Raw genomic sequence first — 22,118 nt, 5'->3', positions numbered from 1 at the left:
CCTCAGTCGGTGATCAGCTCGGCCAGATGGGCGAACATCCGCTCGGTGTCAGGCTCGCGGCCGGTGAACAGGCGCAGGCAGTGCACCGCCTGGAAGACCACCATGCCGGTCCCGTCCAGCACCCGGCAGCCTGCCTTGGTGGCCTGTTTCAGCAGCTCCGTCTCGACCGGCCGGTAGACGATGTCGGCCACCCACAGGCCCGGGTGCAGCAGCTCGGCGGGCAGCGGCAACCCCGGATGATGCGCCATGCCGGTGGGCGTGGCGTGGACCAGCCCGTCGGCACGGGCCAGCAGCTCGGGCAGGTGATCGCCGGTGGCGGGGCGGGCCCGATCGGCGCCGAAGCGCCCGGCCAGCTCGGCGGCCAGGCCGGCGGCCCGGTCCGGATCGGCGTCGACGATGGTGATGCGGCCGGCGCCCAGGGTGAGCAGCGCGTGCGCGACCGCGGCGCCCGCCCCGCCGGCGCCGAGCTGGACGACGCGCCGGACGGGCGCGCCGGGCAGGCCGCGGGCGAACGACTCCGCGAAGCCCGTCCAGTCGGTGTTGTGGCCGATGGCGCGCTTGCCGTCGAAGACGACCGTGTTGACCGCGCCGAGCGTGGCGGCGTCCGGCGACAACTCGTCCAGATGCGGGATGACGGCCTGCTTGCAGGGGTGGGTGATGTTGAGCCCGTCATAGCCGAAGCGGCGGGCCGTGCGGACCAGCTCCCCCACATCGCCGCCCAGACGGTCGGTGTCGAGCAGCCGGTAGACGTAGGAAAGGCCGTGGTGGGCGGCCTCGCGCTCGTGCAGCGGCGGGCTGAAGGACGGGCCGATGCCCGAGCCGATCAGCCCGACCAGGAACGAGGTCATCGTTTCGCGGGACAGCATGGTCTAAATGTACGAACTAGTACGTTCGTTTGCTAGACGGAAGTTCTCCCGATCACCACGAGGTGGGGTCAAGCCGCGGTCGCCTCGGACGGACGGCCGGCCACCTGGCCGGTCCTGCTCGTGCGGCAGAAAGGTGCCAAAAGCATCATGATCGGCTGACGCCCCTAGCAGCCTGCAGGCTATGACGAAGGCGGCCGTTCGGGCGCGCACCAGGCGGCCGCCTTTACAATGTCTATCTGTTTTCTGGCGCTCTGTCCCAGATTTGATCCTCAGCCGTCCCTTAACGGGCGGGCCGTAGCCCGTCGAGCAGGAGATCGACGAGGCGGCCGGCTTGCTCATTCCCGTCCGGCTCCGTGGCCAGCGCGATGGCGTTGACGAACTGCAGCGATTGCCGCACCGTGACGTCCGCGCGGATGTCGCCCCTCTGCTGCCCCGGGCGAGCAAGGCGGACGCGGAAGCGGTGACGGCGTCACGGCACCATGAGTCCTCCCCCGTCCCCATCGCCGCCATGAGGGAGGCGGCCAGGCCGTGGGCGGCACCCCGGGTTGCTGGACTTCCGCACCTGGCTGGGGCGGGAGGGCGCGGAGAAGTACGCCACCGCCCAGAAGCCCGCTTGATCAGAAGGTCATCGGCAGGATCCTGCGTTCATGACCAAGATGTAGGCAATCTCGTCAGGTCGATGTGGCATGGTTGCCCCATGGGGCAAGATTTACACCCAAACGCTGTGCTCGCTCGCCGCCTCTACGATCTGAGCGATGATGGCGATCTTCATGGTTATCTCGGCCTGATCACCGACGACGCCGTTTTTCACATTGGCGGTGACAGCATTGTGGCAGGTGAGCATCGTGGCAAGGACGCGATCATCAGGCTTGGCCGACTCGTGCTCGCGGAAACGAGCGGCACCTTTCAGACCCGGCTGCTGTCTGTAGAGGCCAACGACTCCTATGCGATCACCCTCCACCGCTGGACGGCGGAGCGTCGCGGAGAGCGTGTCAGGATGGACAACTTCAACGTCTACCGCTTCGAGCGAGGGTTGGTCACAGAACGCTGGGAATACGTGGCCGACCAGCACGCTCATGATGCCTTCTGGCGTCGATGACGGCGATCTGAGAGATGCGGCGGTCAGGGGACCGTGACGGTGCCGTTGTAGCGCTCCAGGAGCTGGCAGTCGCGGATGTCGCCGTGCTTCATCAGCCAGCAGACGTAGCGCTCGACGCCGAGGCCGAACCCGGAGGTCCGCATCGGGAACCGTTCGCGCATCCGGATGTACCACTCGTACGGCCGGGCGTCGACGCCGTGGCGGTCGAGGGCGTCACGCACGTCGTCCGCCCCGGCGTGCCGCTCGCCCAGGCCGACCGTCTCCCCCAGCCCGAACAGCAGGTCGGCGGCGCGCGCCTTGCGGCCGTCGGCTCCGGTGTAGGCCTCGTAGAAGGGGACGGACAGGTGGTCGGGCTCGACGACCCAGCAGAAGCCGCCGAAGCGGTCCATCAGCATGTGCTCGCCCGCCCTGGTGAGCACGTGGAAACCCGGCGCACGGCGCTCGACCAGGTGACCGTCGTCGGCGCCGACCATGGCCACGGCCTCGTCCATGGTGATCCGCGGGATGCCGCCGGAGTCCAGGAGGCCGGTGATGTGGCTGACGTCGCCGCCGAGCAGCCGGGCGATCCCGTCGCCGGCCTCGTCGAAGATCCGCGCGGTCATCACCCTCAGGTAGCGCTCGGCCAGGCCCATGGCGTCGTCGATCCCGCCGGGGATCTCGGCCTCGCTGTGGAAGAACTGGCACAGGTGGGAGTCGTCGGCCCGCTCGCCGCGGAAGCTCGGCATGAGGCAGTAGGCGCCCGCCGGGTTGAGCCGGCACCCGTATTCGAGGGTGAACCGCATCGAGTCGGCGAGGTGGGTGCGCACGTCGAACAGGTCGACCTCGACCGGCAGGGAGTCACTGCCCGGGCCCATCGGGCTGGAGATGGAATGGGTGGTGATCGGCACATGGAGGTTGCGCAGGCCGGCGCCGCCGAAGAAGTCGACCGTGCTTCTCGTGACGAGGTCCTGGATCTCCACGAGCAGCGTGTACCAGGGGTCGTCGACGACGCGCAGGAATCTGTCGTCGAGTGACGCGGCCGGTTCAACGACTACCGCACTCATATCCGCTGCTCCTTCGTGGTCGGCTCGTACAGGCCCGCGGCGCCCAGGCCGCGGTCGTCCTCGACCTGATGAGAACCGCACCTTCACGGCGGTTCGGGAGTGCGGGGAGGTCCTGCTTCGAGGCTAGGGAGCGCCTTCCTGGAGTGTCAATGAAGCGGGACTCAACAGGGGGCGGCTAGGGGTCCGCACTGCTCACCGCACCTGCCCATGACCTCCAGGGCGGCGGCCACGACCGCGCCGGGCCGGGTCGTCCTAGTGAACGATCTTCGCCCCGGCGGCGCGGCTCGCGGAGCAGGGTGACGAGGAGACGCGCGCCCTTGGCCCGCGACCGGATGGCCGAGGCCGCAACCACCACCGTGCCGGTTGACGGTCTCCGGGTCCAGCTCCGGCCGCCTGACGCCGGCCACGCACTACGACTGGCCCGGCGCCCTTGTCAGCGACCCGGCCAGGCCGGCCGGGTCGTCCACCGTGACCGTCAGCGCGGGATGGCGCAGCAGGCCCAGGGGTTCGCTGCCGGACACCGGCCGCCGGAACCGTACGCACACGCCCTTCTCCGTGCTGCTGCCGAAGGTCAGCCCCCGATCGGCCGGCGAGATGCGTACCCCGATCGCCTTCAGCGGCGAGTACGGGCCGGACACCTCGGCTTCGGCCACGTTGCCGCGCGGCGACAACACCAGCCACGGCCCGAAGCGCACCCGCAGCAACTCATCGGTCAGCACCAGCTCACACGTGTCCGGGCGGATGCCCAGCACGGCGAGCAGCGGGCGGTACCGGTCCTCGAAGGCGAAGCCGAACCGCTGCGATTCACCGTCACGACTCACGAGGCCACGGCTACCCCGGGCCCCGGCCCGCACACCGCCCGCCATCAGGCTTTATCCAGACTTAGACGTCTGCCGGGCCGCCGCCGCGGCCACGTTGACCGGCATGTTCCCGAAGATCAGGCCGTGGAACGGCGAGATCGCCCACCAGTAGAGGTGGCCGAGCAGCCCGCGCGGATGGAAGATGGCCCGCTGGCGGTAGACGGTGTGCCCGCCGGACTCGGCCACGCTCAGCTCCAGCCACGCCAGTCCAGGAAGCCGCATCTCGGCGCGCAGCCGCAGCAGGCGGCCGGGCAGCACCTCCTCCACCCGCCAGAAGTCGATGGCGTCGCCGACCCGCAGCCGGCTCGCGTCGCGCCGCCCCCTGCGCAGGCCGACGCCGCCGACCAGCCGGTCCAGCAGGCCGCGCAACCACCAGGCGCCCGGCAGGGAGTACCAGCCGTTGGCGCCGCCGATCCCCTCGATGACCCGCCACAGCGCCTCGGGGCCGGCGTCCACCCGGATGGCGCGGCGGTCGACGTAGAGGCTGCCGCCCGCCCAGCCGGGGTCGGTCGGCAGCGGATCGCTCGGCGCGCCGGGCGTGGACGCCGAGGACCAGCGCGTGGCGACGTCGGCCTCCTTGATCTTCTTCAGCGCCAGGGACACGGCCTCGCGGAAGCCGATCAGGCCGTCCTCGGGGTCGGGCACGTAGCGGGCGATGTCGTGCTCGCCGCAGACGGCCTCGTTGCGCAGCGACTCGACCAGCGGGCGCGCGATGCCGGAGGGAACCGGGGTGACCAGGCCCACCCACAGGCTGGACAACCGCGGCGTGAGCACGCGCACCGGGATGATCACGCGGCCGGGCAGGCCGGCCACGGAGGCGTAGCCGTGCATCATGTCGCCGTAGGTGAGCACGTCGGGGCCGCCGATGTCGAAGCCGCGGTTCACCTCGCCGGGCACGCTCGCCCAGGCGGCGAGGTAACGCAGCACGTCGCGTACGGCGATGGGCTGCGTGCGGCTGCGCACCCAGCGCGGCGTCGTCATGACCGGCAGCCGCTCGGTCAGGTGGCGCAACATCTCGAACGAGGCCGAGCCCGAGCCGATGATCACCCCGGCGCGCAGCACCACCGCCGGGACGCCCGACCGCAGGAAGATCTCACCCACGTCGGCCCGCGACCGCAGATGCGGGGAGAGCCGCTCGTCCGGGACCAGACCGCCCAGGTAGACGATACGGCGCACACCCGCCTGCTCGGCCGCCGCCGCGAACGTCTCGGCGGCCCTGCGGTCGTTCGCGGCGAACTGCCCGGAGGCGCCCATCGTGTGGATCAGGTAGTAGGCCACCTCGACGCCCTCAAGGGCGGCCCGCGTCCGGCCGGCGTCGGTGGCGTCCGCCTCGACGACCTCCGTGCGCGCCACCCACGGCAGGTCCCGCAGCCTGCCGGGCGCGCGGGCCATGCAACGCACCTCGTGACCGGCCGCCAGCAGCGCGGGGACCAGCCGTCCGCCGATGTAGCCGGTCGCCCCCGTGACCAGGCAACGTGTCATGTCCGCTCCTTCCGGTGCCGCTCTTATGACGTTCCGTCTGGAATCGCGGGCAACCGGAATCCAACACAAAGATTGATCGCCGAAGGTGAGCGCGTTGCCTTTGAGCGGCGAACCCCGTCCCGGACAGCACCCGGGGCGGGGCCGCTCATGTTCCCGCACATCAGGCCCCGGCCCCTGCGCGGGGCGGCTTCCCGACCTTGATGAAGACGGCCCGGGAATCCGCAGGCGGGAACGACCCACCGTTGCCGGCGATCGGTCCAGGCCAGTTCACAACGGGACGCCCGCTCCCGTCACCCTGTTTCAGGCTGAGCCGGAACACCCAGGTCACAGGCTCCGCAACCGGCGCCGTCGACCGCTCGTTGATCGTTCTGTAATCCGCGCCGTCCACCATGCTCAGCATGCTCGGGGGAACTTTGAGGATCGTCTTCACCGGTGAGGACCTGGCCCGCGTCCGCATCGCCTCGCGTGTCGACGAGTTGTGGGAAATGGCGATGAGCCTGCACGTCCTGCAGAGACCCGGCGGCGCCGGCCTGGCCGGCTGGCGGCGGCAGGCCCGCGCCGACCTGGCCGAGTCGGGCCTGCTGCAGCCGGTACGTCAGACGCTGGCGCCGATGATGCCGATCAAGGCCTACTTCCCCGACTTCCTGACCCCCCACGAGGCCCAGACCGGACGGCAGAACGGCATCGACGCGCTGGCCGACACCCCGCCGTCGCGCGTACGCCACGAGGTCGATCTGCTGCGCCGGCACACTCCCCTGCCCGGCAGTCTCGACGGTCTCGCCCGCGGCGACCGGCGGGCCATCGCCGGCCTGGCCGATCTGGCCGCCCGTTACTGCCAGACCGCGTTCGCCGCCCACCGCACCAGGATGGAACACGCGCTGGGAGGCGAACGTGCCCGCCTCGCCCGCCTGCTGACCGACCACGGCGTGGAGGCCATGCTCGCCGCCCTGGGCCCGCGTACGCGCTGGCGGCCCCCGGTCCTGGAGATCGACTACGCCGACGGCCGGTACGAGATCCAGCTGCACGGCCGCGGCCTGACCCTCATCCCCTCCTATTTCTGCCGCTACACCCCGGTCGCCCTGGCCGACCCCGCCCTGCCGCCCGTCCTGATCTTCCCCGCCCCGCGCCGTACCCCGGCACCCGGTCCCGGCCCCAGTGACGCCCTGCCCGACCTGCTCGGCGCCACCAGGGCCCGCATCCTGCGCCACATCGCCGCCACCGACGGCTGCACCACCAGCGAGCTCGCCCGCGCGACCGGGTCCTCACTCTCCTCGGCCAGCGCGCACGCCCAGGTGCTGGACCGCACCGGCCTGATCATCAGCACCCGCCACACCAACATGGTCATCCACCGGATCAGCCCCCTGGGCGCCGGTCTGATCCGCCACCAGACCCCGCGCTCCGACGACCGGGGCGACCTCCTCGATCACCACCGTTAGAGCCGCGCGACCGGCAGCCGGCTCGGAACACCTCCAAGTCCTCGCCGTATCCATCGAACATGTGCCCTCTACCTGAATGGTGCACGTAACACATGATGTGTATGGTGCACATCGATCTTGGCGCCGAAGCAGAGGAGAACCACGTGGGGGCATCCACGTCCACCACCCGTCGCAGCGGGATCGTCACCGTGATGGCGGTGGCCGGCATCGTCGCCTCGCTCACGCAGACCCTCGTGGTGCCGCTGATCGGCGAGCTGCCGATGCTGCTGCACACCACCGCGTCCAACGCGTCGTGGGTGATCACCGCCACCCTGCTGGCGGGCGCGGTCACCACGCCCGTCACCGGCCGGTTAGGCGACCTGTACGGCAAACGCCGCATGATGCTCGTGTGCTCGGTGCCCCTGATCCTGGGCTGCGTGGTGTGCGCGCTGGCCGGCTCTCTCACTCCCATGATCATCGGACGGGGGCTGCAGGGCATGGGGATGGGCCTGATCCCGCTCGGCATCAGCGCCCTGCGTGACCTGCTGCCGCCCGATCGGCTGGGGCCGTCGATCGCGCTGATGAGCTCGTCCATGGGCATCGGCGGCGCGCTCGGGCTGCCCATCGCGGCGGCGGTCGCCGAGTACGCGAGCTGGCGGGTGCTCTTCTGGGCCACGGCCGTGCTGAGCGTGCTGGTCGCGGCGCTGATCCGGCTGCTGGTGCCGGTCACGCCCGGCCGGGGATCCGGGCGGCTGGACTTCGCCGGCGCCGCCGGTCTGGGCGTCGCGCTGGTGTGCCTGCTGCTGGGCGTGTCCAAGGGCGGCGACTGGGGCTGGTCGAGCGGCACCACGCTCGGGCTGCTGGTCACCGCGGTGGTCGTCCTCGTCGCCTGGGGCTTCTGGGAGCTGCGCGTCAGGGAGCCGCTGGTGGACCTGCGCATCACCGTACGCCGCCAGGTGCTGCTGACCAATCTGGCCTCCATCGTGGTCGGCTTCTCCATGTACGCCCAGGCGCTCATCGTGACGCAGATCCTGCAGCTCCCCGCGGCCACCGGATACGGCCTGGGCCAGTCGATGCTGGCCGCCGGCCTGTGGATGGCCCCCTCCGGCCTGATGATGATGGCGGTCTCGCCCCTGGGCGCCCGGCTGTCGGCGGCCCGCGGTCCCAAGGTCACGCTGATCGCGGGCAGTCTGGTGATGGCGCTCGGGTACGGCTCCTCGATGGCGCTGCTGGGCTCGACCTGGGGCCTGCTGATCGTCACCTGCGTCTGCGGCATCGGCGTCGCCCTCGCCTACGGCGCGATGCCCGCTCTGATCATGGACGCGGTGCCCCGGTCGGAGACGGCCGCGGCCAACAGCTTCAACACGCTGATGCGGTCCATCGGCACCACGGTGTCGGCTGCGGTGGTCGGCGTCGTCCTGTCGCAGCTCACCATCCGGCTGGGCGGGCACACGCTGCCGTCCGAGGCCGGATTCCGTACCGGCATGCTGATCGCCTGCGGCGCGGCGCTCGTCGCGGCGGCCGTCACGGCGGCCCTCCCGCCGGGTTCGACCGGCCGACGGGCCGAGCAGGACGCGCCTGGAGGCAGCCTCGCCGCGTCGCAGCGGTGAAGGCGGCGCCACAAGATCAGCCTGGCTTCCGTTGCGGTGGAGTATCGTGCTATTCGTGACTGCGGCGTCCGACGAACCCGCATGGCGCCGGCCGGCCGCGCGATCGGAACACGTGAACCCCGGCGGCGAGCGCGGCGGCCCGCCCGCGCCTGTCGCCTTAGGCGGACGGGACGGCTTACCGACGCCTGCCGCTTCAGGCGCGCGGGACGACCCGCCGGCGCCTCTCGTCTTGGGCGGGCGGGCGTTCGACGGGGCGCCGCTGGTCATGGCGATCGTCAACCGCACCCCCGACTCCTTCTACGACCGGGGGGCGACGTTCGCCCGGCAGGAGGCACTGCGGCGGGTGGACCAGGTGGTCGCCGCGGGCGCCGACATCGTCGACATCGGCGGCGTCAAGGCCGGGCCCGGTGACGTCGTGGACGTCCGCGAGGAGATCAAGCGCACGGCGGCGTTCGTCGCCGAGGTGCGCGAGCACCACCCCGGGCTGATCATCAGCGTCGACACCTGGCGGCACGAGGTGGGCCGCGAGGTGTGCGAGGCCGGGGCCGACCTGCTCAACGACTCCTGGGGCGGCGCCGACCCGCTGCTGGCCGGGGTCGCCGCCGAGTACGGCGCCGCGCTGGTCTGCACACACGCCGGCGGGCTGGTGCCCCGAACCCGGCCGCATCGTGTCGAGTACGACGACGTGGTCGCCGACGTGATCGCGCGCACGACGGCGCTGGCCGAGCGGGCGGTGTCCCTGGGTGTGCCGCGCGAGCGGATCCTCATCGACCCGGCCCACGACTTCGGCAAGAACACCTGGCACTCGCTGGAGGTGACCCGCCGGATCGGCGAGCTGGTGGCGACCGGGTGGCCGGTGCTGGTGTCGTTGTCGAACAAGGACTTCGTGGGCGAGTCGCTCGGGTTGCCCGTGGACGAGCGGCTGGCGGGCACGCTCGCGGCCACGGCGCTGTGCGCCTGGCAGGGGGTGCGGGTGTTCCGCGCCCACAACGTCGCCGAAACGCGCCAGGCCCTCGACATGATCGCGGTGCTCCGCGGCCTCCGCCCCCCGGCGCGCGCCCTGCGAGGACTCGCGTGATCGCGGCGGCAGCCCGCGTCCGGCGCGCCCTTCGAGAACTGTCGTGATCGCGGCAGCCGCCCGCGTCCGGCGCGCCCTTCGAGGACCCGCATGATCGCGGCGGTGGCCTGCGTGCCGCAGACGCCTCTGTTGCTGCCCGGTCTCACCGGCCGCCTCGTGGCCGAGGTCGGCGAGCTCCGGGCGGCGGCGGCGCGCGCGGTGGCGTGCCTTCTGGACCAGGAGCTCGACGAGCTCGTCGTGGTCGGCGCCGCGCCCCGCACCGCCGTCTACCCCGTGGACGCCCCCGATCCCGCGGGCCGCCTCGCCCCTTCCCCCCACCGCAGCCCCGCCCGAGACGCGCTGCCCGTCCCGCTCGCCGTCGGCCGGTCCCTGCTGACCGGCCGTACGCCACCGAAGGACCCGCGGCACCTGAGCCCCCCAGCGCCGGCGAGCCCGCAGGAGCCGGGGCCAGTGGTGCCATGGCGGCTGCAGGGGGTCGCCGCCGATGCTGCGCCGGATCGGTGCCTGGAGCTGGGGCGCCGGCTGGCCGGGGGGCCGGCCAGGAGCGGGCTGCTGGTGATCGCGGACGGCAGCGCCCGCCGCGGCGAGAAGGCACCGGGCTACGTCGACCCCCGGGCGGCCGTGCTGGACGCCGAGATCGCCACGGCCCTCGGCACCGCGAACCTCCCCCGCCTGCGCGCCCTCGACCCGGGCACCTGCGACGCCCTGCTGGTCGCGGGCCGCCCCGCCTGGCAGGTCATGGCCGGCGCCTGCGACGACACCCGCTGGCACCCGCGCACCCTGTACGAGGACGACCCGTTCGGCGTCGCCTACTGGGTGATCACCTGGCTGCCAGGGTCACACACGGCCTCCGTGGAGCCCCCGCATGCGGTGCAGCCTTGAGGTTGTCCTGGTTGCGGTAAAGCTTCGCCAAGCCCGGATTGAAGCCGGCCCCCAGAGGAATGATGCGGCTCTGCGCTGAAAAAAGGGGATAGGCGATGACCGAACAGATGCTGGGAGTTCATTCCGAGGTCGGCACGCTGCGGAAGGTCATCGTGCACAGGCCCGAGCTCAGCTTCCACCGGCTCACTCCCAAGAACATGGAAGAGCTGCTGTTCGACGACATTCTCTGGGTCGAGCAGGCGCAACTCGAGCACGACGCCTTCGTCGCGGTGATGCGCGAGCGCGGTGTCGAGGTGCTCTACCACCAGCAGTTGCTGGCCCAGGCGCTGGACGCGGGCTTCGAGGCCAAGCAGCACGCCATCGAGCAGACCGTCACGCACCTGACCGTCGGCCCGGCGATGGTCGACGTCGTCCGCGAGACGCTGGCCGGTTGGAGCGGCGAGAAGCTGGCCACGCACCTGATCGGCGGGCTGACCAAGGACGAGTTCGGCGTCGCCGACCTGGACGGTCACTCGCTGGTCGCGGCCTCGGCGAGCCCGCGCGAGTTCATCTTGCCGCCGCTGCCCAACTCGCTCTACCAGCGTGACCCGTCGGCCTGGCTGTACGGCGGAGTCTCGCTGAACCCCATGCTCTACCACGCCCGCCTGCTGGAGACGATCAACCAGTCGGTCATCTACCACTACCATCCGATGTTCGCCCACGAGGAGTTCGCGTACTGGTATCCGTACGCCGGCGAGGACGAGCGTTTCAACGAGGAGTCCTACGGCATGGCCGCCATGGAAGGCGGCGACATGATGCCCATCGGGAACGGCACGGTGGTGATCGGGATGAGCGAGCGCACCAACGCCCGCACCATCGAGCACATCGCGATGTCGATGTTCGCGGCGGGCGCGGCGGAGCGGATGATCGCGGTCCATGTGCCCAAGAGCCGCTCCTACATGCACCTGGACACGGTCTTCACGTTCCTGGACGTCGACAAGGCCACGGCCTACCCGCCGTTCCTGGACACCGCCACCACCTATTCGCTGCGGCCCGGCGACAAGGAGGGGACGGTGGAGGCGCACCGCGAAGCGAGCTTCGTCGGCGCGTTGCAGAACGCGCTCGGCCTGACCCGCCTGGAGGTCATCCCGACCGGCGGCGACGACTACCAGATGACCCGCGAGCAGTGGGACTCGGGCAACAACTTCTTCGCGCTGGCCCCCGGAGTGGTGATCGGCTATCACAAGAACGTCTTCACCAACCGCAAGCTGCGCGAGCACGGCGTCGAGGTGCTGGAGATCGAGGGCTACGAGCTGGGCAAGGGCCGCGGTGGCGCCAGGTGCATGACCTGTCCCGTCGAACGTGACGCCGTCTGAGCACAGCGGCCGGTCGAGGAGATGAGCGAGACCGTCTCCGACGCCGACGCCAACCGCGCCGTGAGCCTGGCGCTGCGGGTGGGAGAGTTGCTGCTCGCCAACGGAGAAGGGACCGAAAGGGTCACGGCCGCGATGCTGGCGATCACGCGGACGTACGGCCTGCGCCGCATCGAGGCGGATGTGAACCTGTCGGCGCTGACATTGTCCCTCGTCCCGGACGACGGCCGCCTGCCGGTCACGGCCGAGCGGCGGGTGCGCAGGCGCGAGCCCGACTTCGACCGGCTGATCACGCTGCACGTGCTGGTGGACGAGATCACCGGCCGGAAGTTGCCGCTGGCCACGGCGCAACGGCGCCTGCGCGAGCTGAGCGGCCGGCCCCGGGTCTATCCGGGCTGGGTGGTGGTCATCGCGATCGCCCTGGTCTCGACCTCGGCGGCGACGTTGAGCGGCGGCGGCCCGGTGGTGGCGCTGGCCGCGTTCGTGGCGACCGTGCTCGGCGACCGGGCCGGGGCCTGGCTGGCCAGGCGTGGGGTGGCGGAGTTCTTCCAGCTGGCCGTGGCGTCGTCCGTCGGCACGTTGGCCGCGGTGTTCATGATCTGGCGGGAGCTGCCCGTGCAGGCGTCGGCGGTCGTCGTGGGCTCGGTGATCGCGCTGCTGCCCGGCCGGCCGCTGGTCGCCTGCGTGCAGGACGGCATCGCGGGCGAGTACGTCACCGCCACCGCCCGGCTGTCGGAGGTGGTCTTCATCGTGGCGGCGGTCATCTCCGGGATCGGCACCATGCTGGCCGTCGCCGTCAAGGCGGGGGTGCCGATCACCGTGGACGACGCGCCCGCGGCGCCGCTGGCACTGGCGGCGCCGCAACTGCTCGGGGCGCTCGGGCTGGGGCTGACGTTCGCGGTGGCGCTGCGGGTGCCACCCCGGCATGTGCCGCCCGCGGCGCTCGGCGGCATCGCGATCTGGAGCGTGTACGTCTGCCTGTCCTGGCTGGCGCTGCCGGCGGTGCTGGCCACGACGGCGTCCGCCGCGGTGATCGGGCTGCTGGGCTCGGCGTACGCGCACCGGGTGCGGGTGCCGCCGATGGTGTTCGTGATCCCGGCGATCGGGCCGCTGCTGCCGGGCTCGGTGCTGTATCGCGGGATGCTGAAGCTGAGCCTGGGCGACGTGCAGGGCGGCGCACGCTTTCTGGTCGAGGCGTTGTCGGCGGCTGTGGGCATCGGCGCGGGCGTGATCCTGGGGATCGACGTGCTGCGTGCTCTGCGTAGTAGCGATGTGGCGCGCCGGATCCGCCCGGCCGCCCGCCGTACCAGGGGTTACTGATCTTCCGCCGGCTCCGTATGGTTCACCGTCGATCACAGTGGGTAGCTGAGTAAATACGATAAGTGCCGATCTGGAGGTTCAAGGAGACATGATGGACCTGAACGGCATCGTCCGGCATGAGGGCATCCGATGAGCGGCCATCCGGCGCTGCTGCTGTTCCTGGCCCTGTTCGGCCTCTACAGTCCGGTCGCGGCGCTCGCCTCCTACCTGCCGATCGTGCGGCCCTTCGACCATGGGCAGGTCCGGCGCCTGGCCGTGGGCCTGGCGATCAATGTCTTCGTGTTCGTGCTCCTCGCGCTCTGGGTCGGCGAGCCGCTCCTGGAGCTTCTCGGCATCAGCACCGCCGCGCTCACCGCCACCGGAGGCATCGCGCTGGCCTTCGCCGCGATCCCCCTGATGCTGGGCAAGGCGGGCATCGTCGAAGAACTCGACAAAGAACCGGCCGGCGAAGAGCCGCCGGCGGCCACGCCGGAGAACGTGAAAGCGGTGCTGTTCACGCCGGTGACCTTTCCGCTCACCGTCGGCGGGACCACCTTCGCCTTCGCCGTCGCCGCCTCCGCCGGAGCCCCCGCCCTGAAGGACAAAGCGTTCCTGTCGGTGGCCGCGCTCTGTTTCGCCCTCGTCACGGGCATCACCATGTACGCCTCCGGTCACGTGCAACGGCGCATATCGCTGAAGGCGGCCATGCTCCTCGACCGCATCGCCGGCATCCTGCTCACCGCCATCGCCGTCATCCTCCTGGCGAACGGCTTCACCGACCTCGTCGTCAACCGCCTCCAAGGCTGACCCTGCCCAACCCCGCCATCGCGGCCGCGCGTCAACCCGGCCCCGTCGGACCGGCCGCGTGGGGTCAGTGCCCGGCAGGCGCGTCGACCGGTGTCCGGCCCCGTCGCACGCCCACCACCGCGGCGCGCGCGGGTGGCGCGCCGTCCGTGGAGGGAGCATGGTGACGGTCCACGGAGGGAGATGTCATGAAGGGGTGGTTCCTTGTTCTTGCGTACGGCTCTCACGAGCTGACAGCCGCCGGACGCGTCATCCGGCGGCGGGATGCACCCTGCGGAGCAGGGCGTCGAGGGCAGGCAGGGCCTGCCCGATGGCCGCGACCTCCGCGTCGCTCAGGCCGCTGAGGCCGTCGCCGAGGACCTTCGAGGTCAGGGCCTCCGCGATCGCGAAGCGCCGGTCGGCCTCCTCCGTGGTGTGCAGGTGGGCGACCCGGCGGTCCGCCGGGTCGGGCACCCGCCGCAGCTCCCCCTGGCCGGCGAGCTGCGTCACCAGCGCGCTGACGTTGTTGGGTTTCATCAGCAGCTCGCCGGCCGCCTCACGCACGGTGATCCCCGGACGCTCCTTCACCAGCCGCAGCAGCGCGAGCTGCCCCTCGGGCAGCGTGGGATGCGGGAAGCCGAGGTGGACCCGCCGCTCCACGGCCCGCTGCAGGCGGGGAAGGAGAGCGCCGAGTCGTGACACCAGGTGAGGCGCAGGGGTGGCTGAGGGCATGACCTCCACAATAGCTATGACAACATAGGTATGTCAAAATACCTATTTATCCATGCAAAACCCCTCGCGCCCGGGTCCGCGCAGGCGTAGCTTTGACTCGTTGACCGGATCAGCGAATCCGGTCAAGCGGTCACGGAGGAGCTGTGGATGATCGATGAGCGGGCCGGCCGCATCCTGGACGCCGCCGGCGAGCTGCTGGTCGCGTGGGGATACCGGCGGGTGACGATCGAGGACGTCGCGCGCCGCGCCGGGGTCGGCAAGGGCACGGTCTACCTGCACTTCACCACCAAGGAAGTGTTGTTCCTGACCGTGGTGATGCGCGAGCAGGCGCGGCTGGCCGAGCGGTTCCTGGCCGCGTTCGAAGCCGATCCGGCGCACGTGCTCCCGAGCGAGCTGGCCAGGCTGGCCTACCTGTGGATGCACGAGGACCCGATCATCCACGTGATCGTCACCGGGGACGCCGAGACGCTCGGCGCGCTGACCCGCAGCGGCGCCGACCACGTGGGCCCGCTCATGAAGGCGCGCGCGCAGACGATCTCCGACTGCCTGGAGGTCCTGCGCGAACACGGCATCGTCCGCGACGATCTGGCGGCCGATGAGCGCGTGCACGCCTTCACCGCGATCCTCACCGGATTCCTGGCCGCCGACGCGTACCGGCCGGAGGCCGAGATGTCGCGCGAGGCCAGAGCGGACCTGCTGGCGTACACCGTCAGGGCGGCCTTCGAAACCCCGGACGCGGCCGCGCGCGCGGGCCGCGCCGTGCCCCAGGTGCTCGGCCTCTACCGGCACCTGCGCGACCTGCTGATCGAGGAGATCAGCCGGCAGAAACTCGCCTGAATCTCACCTGAGTGGAGAAATCATGAACGCCGTCAACCTGATGGACCCGGCCCTCATGCAGGACCCCTTCGGCGGCTTCGCCCGGATCCGGGAGGAGGGGCCGCTGGTCAGAGCCGCCTTCTCCGCTGACGCCACACCGCTGTGGCTGATCACCCGCTACGAGGACGTGCGGAACATGCTCGGCGACACCCGGTTCGTCAACAATCCGGCGAGCGTGCCCGGGATGGACGTGGGCAACATCCGCGAGCAGCTCATCGAGGCCAGGGGCGTCGCGCCGGAGCTGGCCCCGTACATCCTGGACAGCATCCTCGACGTGGACGGCCCCGACCACCTCCGGCTGCGCCGCCTGGTCTCCCGCGAGTTCACCGCCCGCCGGGTGCTCGACCTGCGCCCCCGCATGGCCGAGATCACCGAGTCGCTGCTCGACCGGATGGACGGCGAGACCGACCTGATCGAGAGCTTCGCCTACCCGCTGCCGATCACGGTCATCTGCGAGCTGGTCGGCGTGCCCGAGGCGGACCGTCCCCGCTGGCGCGAGCAGGGGCGAACCATGATGACCCTCACCCCCGGCGCGATGAACACCCCGCTGCGGACCATGGTCGAGCTGTCCCAGGACCTGATCGAACGGCGGCGCGCGGAGCCGGGCGGCGACCTGCTGTCGGCGCTGATCCGGGCCCACGACGAGGACGGCGACCGGCTCAGCGACAGTGAGCTGATCACCATGATCCTCACCCTGATCCTGGCCGGGCACGAGACGACCGCGCACCTGATCGGCAACGGCGCCCTGGCGCTGCTCAGCCACCCCGACCAGCTCGACCTGGTGAAGAAGGAGCCGGAGCTCTGGCCGCGCGCCGTGCACGAGCTGATGCGCTGGTGCGGGCCGGTGCACGGCACCCGGATGCGGTACGCGACCGAGGACGTCGAGATCGACGGGCAGACGGTCAGGAAGGGCGAGGGCGTGATGGCCATCCTGGTGAGCGCCAACTACGACCCGCGCCGATTCGACGACGCCGATCGGCTCGACCTGACCCGTGAGCAGGACTCCCGGCGCGAGGTGCACGTGGGCTTCGGGCACGGGCTGCACTACTGCCTGGGCGCGGCGCTGGCGCGCAACGAGGCGGAGATCGCGTTCGGCGCGCTGTTCCGCCGTTTCCCCGGCCTCGCCCTGGCCGGTGAGCCGGAGCGGCAGTACATGCCGATGTCCTGGCGCCTGGCCAGGCTCCCCGTCCGGCTGTCCTAAGCGAAGCGGAGCGCGTGGGGCCGGTATTCGCCGTAGTGCTCGGCCTGGTGGAGGGCCCGCAGGAAGGACTCCGGACCGTCGAAGTCCGGCATTTCCAGATAGGCGGCACCGACCCCCGCCGGGTCGTGCGCGTCCGAGCCCACCGTCCCCGGCAGCCCGTACGCCCGCGCGATCCGCCGCGCCGCCCGGTTGTGCTCCTGGTCGGCGACCTTGGCGTTGAACACCTCGACCGCGTCGATCTGCCCGGCCGCGCACATGTCGCCGAGGACGGCGCCCACCCCGTTGCGGAGCGGGTCGCAGGGATGCGGCGCGCACACGATCCCGCCCTGCCGTCGGATCCGCTCGACCACCTCGCCCGCGCGCAGCACGTACGGCACCCGTTCGGTGAGGAAGAGGCCGATCAGCTCGCCGGAGCCGGTCCGGATCTCCTCGCCGGGCACGACCCTGGCGCCGACGGCGCGGGAGAGCTCGTCCGCGGTGCCCGCCAGGTGGTGGTGGTCGGTGAGGCACACGACGTCGATCCGGTGCGCCGCCACCCGCTCGGCCAGCTCGTCGAGCGTCGTGACGGCGTCGCCGGAGGCGACGGTGTGCACGTGACAGTCGACCCGCACCCATCCGGGCCGGACGGGCCGGGCCGTGTCCGGAGTCACCTCGGCGCACCTCCCAGGCCGGCGGATCTGACGCGGTGCGGGCAGTCTGCACCCTGCCGGCCGGGCCCGTCGAGCTCGGCCCGTCCGGCCTTCACAATCCTCCGGCGAACATGATCTAATTTCTTTTAGAATCCGAATCTAGAATCATGTTCCTACCCCCGAGGTGAGTCAATGCCGCACCGGATCTATGTCGATGGCGAGTGGACGCCCGCGAGCGGCGGCCCGGCGATACCGGTGGTGAACCCCGCCTCCGAAGAGGTCTTCGCCGAGGTGCCGCGGAGCGGGGCCAAGGACGTGGCGCGGGCCGTGGAGGCGGCGGCCGCCGCGCTGCCCGCCTGGTCGGCCACGCCCGTCGCCGAGCGCGCCGCGCTCTGCGCGGCCGTCGCCGGGGCACTGAAGGCGCGGGCCGAAGAACTGGCGGACACGATCGCGGACGAGCTCGGCATGCCGCTGCCGCTGACCCGGCTCATCCAGGTGGGGTCGCCGATCCGGACGTTCGCCTCGATGCCCGAGGTGGCGGCCGGGATCGCGTTCGAGGAGCGGATCGGCGGCTCGGTCGTGTACCGGGACCCGATCGGCGTCGTCGGCGCGATCACCCCCTGGAACTATCCGCTGCACCAGATCGCGGCCAAGGTCGCCCCGGCGCTGACCGCCGGCTGCACGGTGGTGCTGAAGCCGAGCGAGGTCACGCCGCTGAACGCGTTCGTGCTCGCCGACGTGCTGCACGAGGCGGGGCTGCCGCGCGGGGTGTTCAACCTGGTCTCCGGCACCGGGCCGGAGGCCGGGGAGGCGCTGGCCGCGCATCCGCTGGTCGACATGGTGTCGTTCACCGGGTCCACCCGCGCGGGGCGGCGGGTCGCCGAGCTGGCCGCGGCGGGCGTCAAGCGCACCGCGCTCGAACTGGGCGGCAAGTCGCCGAACGTGCTGCTCGACGACCTGGACGACGACCGGTTCGAGGACGCCGTGCGCAAGGGCGTGGGAGCGTCCTTCCTGAACTCCGGCCAGACCTGCTCGGCGCTGACCAGGCTGCTGGTCCCCCGGGAGCGCCTGGCGGACGCCGAGCGGATCGCGGCGGAGGAGGCGCGGGCGTACCAGCCGGGCGATCCGCGCGACCCGGGCACCCGGCTCGGGCCGCTGGTCTCGGACGCGCAGCGGGAGCGGGTGCGCGAGCTGCTGCGGGCCGCGGCCGGCGACGGGGCGACGACCCTCACCGGCGGCCCCGACGCGCCCGACGGGCTGACGACCGGCTTCTACGTGCGGCCGACCGTGCTCAGCGGGGTCACGCCCGAGTCCAGGATCGCGCAGGAGGAGATCTTCGGACCGGTCCTGGTGATCCTGCCCTACTCCGGGGAGGACGAGGCGGTCCGGATCGCCAACGGCACGCCGTACGGGCTGGCGGCGGGCGTGCGGGCCGCGGACCCGGAGCGCGCCCACCGGGTGGCCAGGCGCCTGCGGGCCGGGCAGATCCGCGTCAACGACGGCGCGCACAACGACCTGGCCCCGTTCGGCGGCTTCAAGCAGTCGGGGTACGGCCGCGAGTACGGCCGCTTCGGCCTGGAGGAGTTCCTCACCACCACGTCCGTGCAGCTCTGAACCGGGGGAAGATCCATGAGAGGCGTCATTCTGCGTGAGGTCGGCAAGCCCGTGGAGGTCAGCGACGAGCTGGCGGTGCGGCGGCCCGGCCCGGGAGAGATACGCGTGCGGCTGCGCGCCGCCGGGGTGTGCCACTCCGACCTGTCCATGTGCGACGGCACGCTGCCCGCGAAGCTGCCGCTGGTGCCGGGGCACGAGGGCGCGGGCGAGGTGGCCGAGCTCGGCCCCGGCGTGGCCGGCCCGCCACCGGGCACGCGCGTGATCCTCTCCTGGATCCCGCCGTGCGCGAACTGCTTCTTCTGCCTGGGCGGCCAGCCGAACCTGTGCGTCAGCGTCCGCCCGGCCGGGCCGCCACCGCTCAGTGTCGGCGGCGAACCGGCGCACGCCGCGCTCGGCGTGGGCTGCTTCGCCGAGGAGACCGTGGTGGACGCGCGGGCCGTGGTCCCGGTCCCCGACGACGTGCCGTTCGAGGTGGCCGCGGTGCTCGGCTGCGCGGTGCTGACGGGCGTCGGCGCGGTCGTCAACACGGCCCGCGTCCGGCCGGGGTCGTCGGTCCTGGTGATCGGCTGCGGCGGGGTCGGGCTGAACGTCGTCCAGGGCGCCAGGCTGGCCGCGGCCGCCCCCGTGCTGGCCGTCGATCCCTTCGCCGAGAAACTGGAGATCGCGCGCGGGTTCGGCGCCACCCACGTGACCACGCCGGACGGGCTGTCCGACGCGGTGCGGGAGCTGACCGAGGGACGCGGGTTCGACTACGCCTTCGAGGTGGTGGGCCGGTCGGCGACGATCAAACAGGCCTGGCAGGCCACCCGCCGCGGTGGCACGACCGTCGTGGTGGGCGCCGGCGGCTTCGACGACCTGGTCTCCTTCAGCGCCGGCGAGCTGTTCGCGACGGAGCGGCGCCTGCTCGGCTGCCTGTACGGCTCCGGCGACGTGCGCACCGACTTCGGGCGGCTGCTGCGGTTGTGGCGGGCGGGGCGGCTCGACCTGGAGGGGCTGATCAGCCGGCGGATCACGCTGGACGAGGTCGGGACCGCGTTCGCGGCGATGGGAGCGGGCGAGGTGATCCGCTCGCTGGTCACGTTCTAGCGGGGCCCGCGTCATATCCGTCCCGCGTCATCCCCGTCCCGGGGAAGCCGGTCAGCTCGTCAGCAAGCCGTGCCGGGCGGCCCAGGAGGTGACGGCCTCCGCGATCTCCTCGGGCCGGTCCTCGGGCCCGTGGTGGCCGGCGGCCACGGGCCGGTGGTCGATCTCCAGCGCGGCCATGGTCCGCGCGCACCAGGCGTACATGTCCTCGCCCATCATCGCGCCCGGCCCCGGCTCGAACGTGATGAGCAGCTTGGGCACCTCCGGGCTGGCGGCGAGCCACCGGTCGTACGCCTCGACCCTGGCCACCACGTCGGCGGGCTCCCCGTCCAGGGGCATCATGCGCGCCCACCGCAGCAGCGGCAGCCGGCTCTCCCTGGTCGGGTACGGCTTGCGGTAGACGTCGAGATCGCCGTCCGCCACCGGCAGGGCGACCGATCCCGCGAACCCGCCCTCCAGGAAGAGGTTGTCGTCGAGCATCATCGACTCGCCCACGCCCTCGGTCTTGATGGCGCGGAAGAGCTCCCGGCCGCCCTCGGGGAACTCCTCCCACGTCATCGGCTTGACGATCGTCTCGGTGAAGGCGATGCCGCGCACCCGGTCCGGGTGACGGGCGGCCCAGTCGAAGGCGAGCGCGCCGCCCCAGTCGTGCCCGACCAGGACGACGTCGTCCAGGCCGAGCGCGTCGAACCAGGTGTCGAGGTAGCGGGCGTGGTCGTCGAAGGAGTAGGCGATGTCGGGCTTGCCGGACTCGCCCATGCCGATCAGGTCGGGCGCCAGACGGCGGGCGACGTCACCCACGGCCGGGATGACGTGGCGCCACAGGTGGGAGGAGGTGGGGTTGCCGTGCAGGAAGACCATGGGCACTCCCGTGCCGCTCTCCCGGTAGGACATCGTGGAGTCGAGGATCCGCTCGATGGGCATGCTCGTGCCTTTCAGTTGTTGAGGCTCATGACGTGATCCACGTCGATCTCGATCACGACCCGTCCCGGCGGGGCGGGCGGCGGGGATGAGTAGCGTCCGGCGTACCGGCGCGCGCCTTCGGCGACCCTGGCCGGGTCGTCGTGCACCGTGGCGGTGCCTTCGAGGGTGATCCAGCGGAAGCCGTCCACCTGGCACAGGGCCGCGCGGGCGCCGGAGCGCCCGGCCAGGTTGCGGGCCTTGCGGGAGGAGGCGACGGTCAGCACGCGGGCCAGGCCCGCGCGGGCGTCCCAGGTGAAGCGCACGGCCACCACGTGCAGGGAGCCGTCGGGCCGCACCGTGGTGAGGGTGGCGACGTGCGGCTCCACCAGGAACGCGGCCTGCGCGGCGGCCATCGGCCGCCTGGCCTGCGGCGGCCGGGGGCTCATCGGAAGGCGGGGGCGTTGCGGGCCGCCCACTCGGCGAAGGTGCGCGGGGCGCGGCCGAGGACCTCTTCGACATCGGGGCTCACCCGCAGCTCCCCCGGCGACGGCTCGCCCAGCACCCCGAGGGTGGCGTCCACCACCGGCTCCGGCATGAAGGTCATCATCTGCGCCCGCGCCTCGGCCCGGCTCTGCTCCACGAACCGCACCGGCGTCCCGAGCGCGCCGGCGATGGCGCCCACCTGCTCGCGCGGCGAGACCGGCGCGGGCCCGGTCAGCTCGTACGTCCGGCCGCCGTGCCCCTCCCCCACCAGGACGGCCGCCGCCACGTCGGCGACGTCGGCGGGGTCCACGGTCGGCAGCGCGACGTCGGCGAACGGCGCGGCGGCGCTGCCCTCGGCCCTGATCGACCCCGCCCAGCGGAAGGCGTTGGAGTCGAGGCCGCCCGAGCGCAGGATCGTCCACTCCAGCTCCGACCCGCGCACGGCCTCCTCGAACAGCCGGGGATGGGCGTACATCTCCGGGCGCGTCCCCGCCCCGACGGAGGAGACCAGCACCACCTTGCGCACACCGGCCGCCTTGGCCGCGCCGAGCACGCCCTGCGGGTCGTCTCCCGCCACGAGCAGGAACAGCGCGGCGGCGCCTTCGAGCACGGGTTCGAGGCTGCGCACGTCGCCCAGGTCGGCCTGCCGGTGCCGCACCCCGGCGGGCGCGCCGTCCCACGGGCTCCGGGACACACCCGTCACGCGCTCGCCCGCCTCGGCGAGCACCCGCACGAGCGAGCTTCCGACGTTTCCGCTGGCTCCAGTCACGACAATCACGAGATAGCTCCAATAATCGAGTTTCACCAGGTCACGCCGTTCGCGTTCCC

Annotated in this window: 21 protein-coding genes and 1 pseudogene; 12 read left to right on the top strand and 10 right to left on the bottom strand. The window is 71.9% G+C overall.

Going from position 1 to position 22,118, the window contains the following annotated elements:
• Nucleotides 1–2 precede the first annotated feature (2 nt).
• Both ACWD0F_RS36300 and ACWD0F_RS36295 read right to left on the bottom strand, forming a co-directional pair.
• The gene (locus ACWD0F_RS36300) at nt 3–866 is read right to left on the bottom strand and encodes a shikimate dehydrogenase (RefSeq protein WP_449884160.1); all 864 of its coding nucleotides are present in this window, start codon (nt 864–866) and stop codon (nt 3–5) included.
• Nucleotides 867–1,146: 280 nt separating this feature from the next.
• Nucleotides 1,147–1,299 (bottom strand): annotated as a pseudogene (locus ACWD0F_RS36295) (SbtR family transcriptional regulator); the annotation flags it as partial.
• A 264-nt stretch (nt 1,300–1,563) separates the two neighbouring features.
• On the opposite strand from ACWD0F_RS36295, the gene ACWD0F_RS36290 reads away from it, so the two are divergent.
• Nucleotides 1,564–1,965: a nuclear transport factor 2 family protein gene (locus ACWD0F_RS36290; RefSeq protein ID WP_449884158.1), complete on the top strand. Its 402-nt coding sequence runs from the start codon at nt 1,564–1,566 to the stop codon at nt 1,963–1,965.
• Between the two features lie 23 nt (nt 1,966–1,988).
• On the opposite strand, the gene ACWD0F_RS36285 is transcribed toward ACWD0F_RS36290, so the two are convergent.
• The 3 genes from ACWD0F_RS36285 to ACWD0F_RS36275 form a co-directional block, all read right to left on the bottom strand.
• Nucleotides 1,989–3,008, bottom strand: coding sequence for an amino acid--tRNA ligase-related protein (locus tag ACWD0F_RS36285; protein WP_449884156.1), 1,020 nt, complete (start codon nt 3,006–3,008; stop codon nt 1,989–1,991).
• Nucleotides 3,009–3,418: 410 nt separating this feature from the next.
• Nucleotides 3,419–3,829 (bottom strand): hypothetical protein, encoded by a 411-nt coding sequence (locus ACWD0F_RS36280; protein ID WP_449884153.1) that lies wholly within the window; start codon nt 3,827–3,829, stop codon nt 3,419–3,421.
• Between the two features lie 51 nt (nt 3,830–3,880).
• On the bottom strand, nt 3,881–5,350 hold the full coding sequence (locus tag ACWD0F_RS36275) for an SDR family oxidoreductase (protein WP_449884150.1): 1,470 nt from the start codon (nt 5,348–5,350) through the stop codon (nt 3,881–3,883).
• Nucleotides 5,351–5,748: 398 nt separating this feature from the next.
• On the opposite strand from ACWD0F_RS36275, the gene ACWD0F_RS36270 reads away from it, so the two are divergent.
• The 7 genes from ACWD0F_RS36270 (at nt 5,749) to ACWD0F_RS36240 (ending at nt 13,793) form a co-directional block, all read left to right on the top strand.
• Entirely contained in the window at nt 5,749–6,786 is a 1,038-nt protein-coding gene (locus ACWD0F_RS36270; protein ID WP_449884148.1) for a MarR family transcriptional regulator, read from the top strand.
• 143 nt (nt 6,787–6,929) lie between these two features.
• Nucleotides 6,930–8,375, top strand: coding sequence for an MFS transporter (locus ACWD0F_RS36265; protein ID WP_449884145.1), 1,446 nt, complete (start codon nt 6,930–6,932; stop codon nt 8,373–8,375).
• A 265-nt stretch (nt 8,376–8,640) separates the two neighbouring features.
• Nucleotides 8,641–9,453: a dihydropteroate synthase gene (gene folP, locus ACWD0F_RS36260; RefSeq protein ID WP_449884436.1), complete on the top strand. Its 813-nt coding sequence runs from the start codon at nt 8,641–8,643 to the stop codon at nt 9,451–9,453.
• Nucleotides 9,454–9,543: 90 nt separating this feature from the next.
• Nucleotides 9,544–10,335: a hypothetical protein gene (locus ACWD0F_RS36255; protein WP_449884142.1), complete on the top strand. Its 792-nt coding sequence runs from the start codon at nt 9,544–9,546 to the stop codon at nt 10,333–10,335.
• A gap of 95 nt (nt 10,336–10,430) precedes the next feature.
• Nucleotides 10,431–11,690: an arginine deiminase gene (locus ACWD0F_RS36250; RefSeq protein WP_449884140.1), complete on the top strand. Its 1,260-nt coding sequence runs from the start codon at nt 10,431–10,433 to the stop codon at nt 11,688–11,690.
• Nucleotides 11,691–11,711: 21 nt separating this feature from the next.
• Nucleotides 11,712–13,007 (top strand): threonine/serine ThrE exporter family protein, encoded by a 1,296-nt coding sequence (locus ACWD0F_RS36245; protein ID WP_449884137.1) that lies wholly within the window; start codon nt 11,712–11,714, stop codon nt 13,005–13,007.
• A 129-nt stretch (nt 13,008–13,136) separates the two neighbouring features.
• Nucleotides 13,137–13,793 (top strand): MarC family protein, encoded by a 657-nt coding sequence (locus ACWD0F_RS36240; RefSeq protein WP_449884134.1) that lies wholly within the window; start codon nt 13,137–13,139, stop codon nt 13,791–13,793.
• Nucleotides 13,794–14,039: 246 nt separating this feature from the next.
• Here the strand turns inward: ACWD0F_RS36240 and ACWD0F_RS36235 are convergent, their stop codons facing one another.
• Entirely contained in the window at nt 14,040–14,501 is a 462-nt protein-coding gene (locus tag ACWD0F_RS36235) for a MarR family winged helix-turn-helix transcriptional regulator (RefSeq protein ID WP_449884131.1), read from the bottom strand.
• Nucleotides 14,502–14,648: 147 nt separating this feature from the next.
• Here ACWD0F_RS36235 and ACWD0F_RS36230 point away from each other — a divergent pair, with 147 nt between their 5' ends.
• Entirely contained in the window at nt 14,649–15,338 is a 690-nt protein-coding gene (locus tag ACWD0F_RS36230) for a TetR/AcrR family transcriptional regulator (protein ID WP_449884129.1), read from the top strand.
• A 22-nt stretch (nt 15,339–15,360) separates the two neighbouring features.
• Nucleotides 15,361–16,578 (top strand): cytochrome P450 family protein, encoded by a 1,218-nt coding sequence (locus ACWD0F_RS36225; RefSeq protein ID WP_449884126.1) that lies wholly within the window; start codon nt 15,361–15,363, stop codon nt 16,576–16,578.
• Here the strand turns inward: ACWD0F_RS36225 and ACWD0F_RS36220 are convergent.
• Nucleotides 16,575–17,228: a PHP-associated domain-containing protein gene (locus ACWD0F_RS36220; protein WP_449884123.1), complete on the bottom strand. Its 654-nt coding sequence runs from the start codon at nt 17,226–17,228 to the stop codon at nt 16,575–16,577. The genes ACWD0F_RS36225 and ACWD0F_RS36220 overlap by 4 nt on opposite strands.
• A gap of 171 nt (nt 17,229–17,399) precedes the next feature.
• Here ACWD0F_RS36220 and ACWD0F_RS36215 point away from each other — a divergent pair, with 171 nt between their 5' ends.
• Both ACWD0F_RS36215 and ACWD0F_RS36210 read left to right on the top strand, forming a co-directional pair.
• Nucleotides 17,400–18,821 (top strand): aldehyde dehydrogenase family protein, encoded by a 1,422-nt coding sequence (locus ACWD0F_RS36215; RefSeq protein ID WP_449884120.1) that lies wholly within the window; start codon nt 17,400–17,402, stop codon nt 18,819–18,821.
• A 15-nt stretch (nt 18,822–18,836) separates the two neighbouring features.
• Nucleotides 18,837–19,907 carry a Zn-dependent alcohol dehydrogenase gene (locus ACWD0F_RS36210; protein ID WP_449884117.1) on the top strand — a complete coding sequence of 357 codons (1,071 nt, stop codon included), beginning with the start codon at nt 18,837–18,839 and terminating at the stop codon, nt 19,905–19,907.
• Nucleotides 19,908–19,958: 51 nt separating this feature from the next.
• On the opposite strand, the gene ACWD0F_RS36205 is transcribed toward ACWD0F_RS36210, so the two are convergent.
• The 3 genes from ACWD0F_RS36205 to ACWD0F_RS36195 are packed head-to-tail and all read right to left on the bottom strand — an operon-like array spanning nt 19,959 to nt 22,068.
• Nucleotides 19,959–20,828 carry a haloalkane dehalogenase gene (locus ACWD0F_RS36205; protein WP_449884114.1) on the bottom strand — a complete coding sequence of 290 codons (870 nt, stop codon included), beginning with the start codon at nt 20,826–20,828 and terminating at the stop codon, nt 19,959–19,961.
• A gap of 11 nt (nt 20,829–20,839) precedes the next feature.
• Nucleotides 20,840–21,253: a pyridoxamine 5'-phosphate oxidase family protein gene (locus tag ACWD0F_RS36200; RefSeq protein WP_449884111.1), complete on the bottom strand. Its 414-nt coding sequence runs from the start codon at nt 21,251–21,253 to the stop codon at nt 20,840–20,842.
• Nucleotides 21,250–22,068, bottom strand: coding sequence for an NAD(P)H-binding protein (locus ACWD0F_RS36195; RefSeq protein WP_449884109.1), 819 nt, complete (start codon nt 22,066–22,068; stop codon nt 21,250–21,252). The genes ACWD0F_RS36200 and ACWD0F_RS36195 overlap by 4 nt, the downstream gene beginning before the upstream one ends.
• Between the last annotated feature and the right edge of the window lie 50 nt (nt 22,069–22,118).

The sequence above is a fragment of the Nonomuraea sp. NPDC002799 genome, assembly GCF_053592075.1.
The sequence above is the reverse complement of the archived record's forward strand: the minus strand, read 5'-3'. Positions and strand labels throughout refer to the sequence as shown.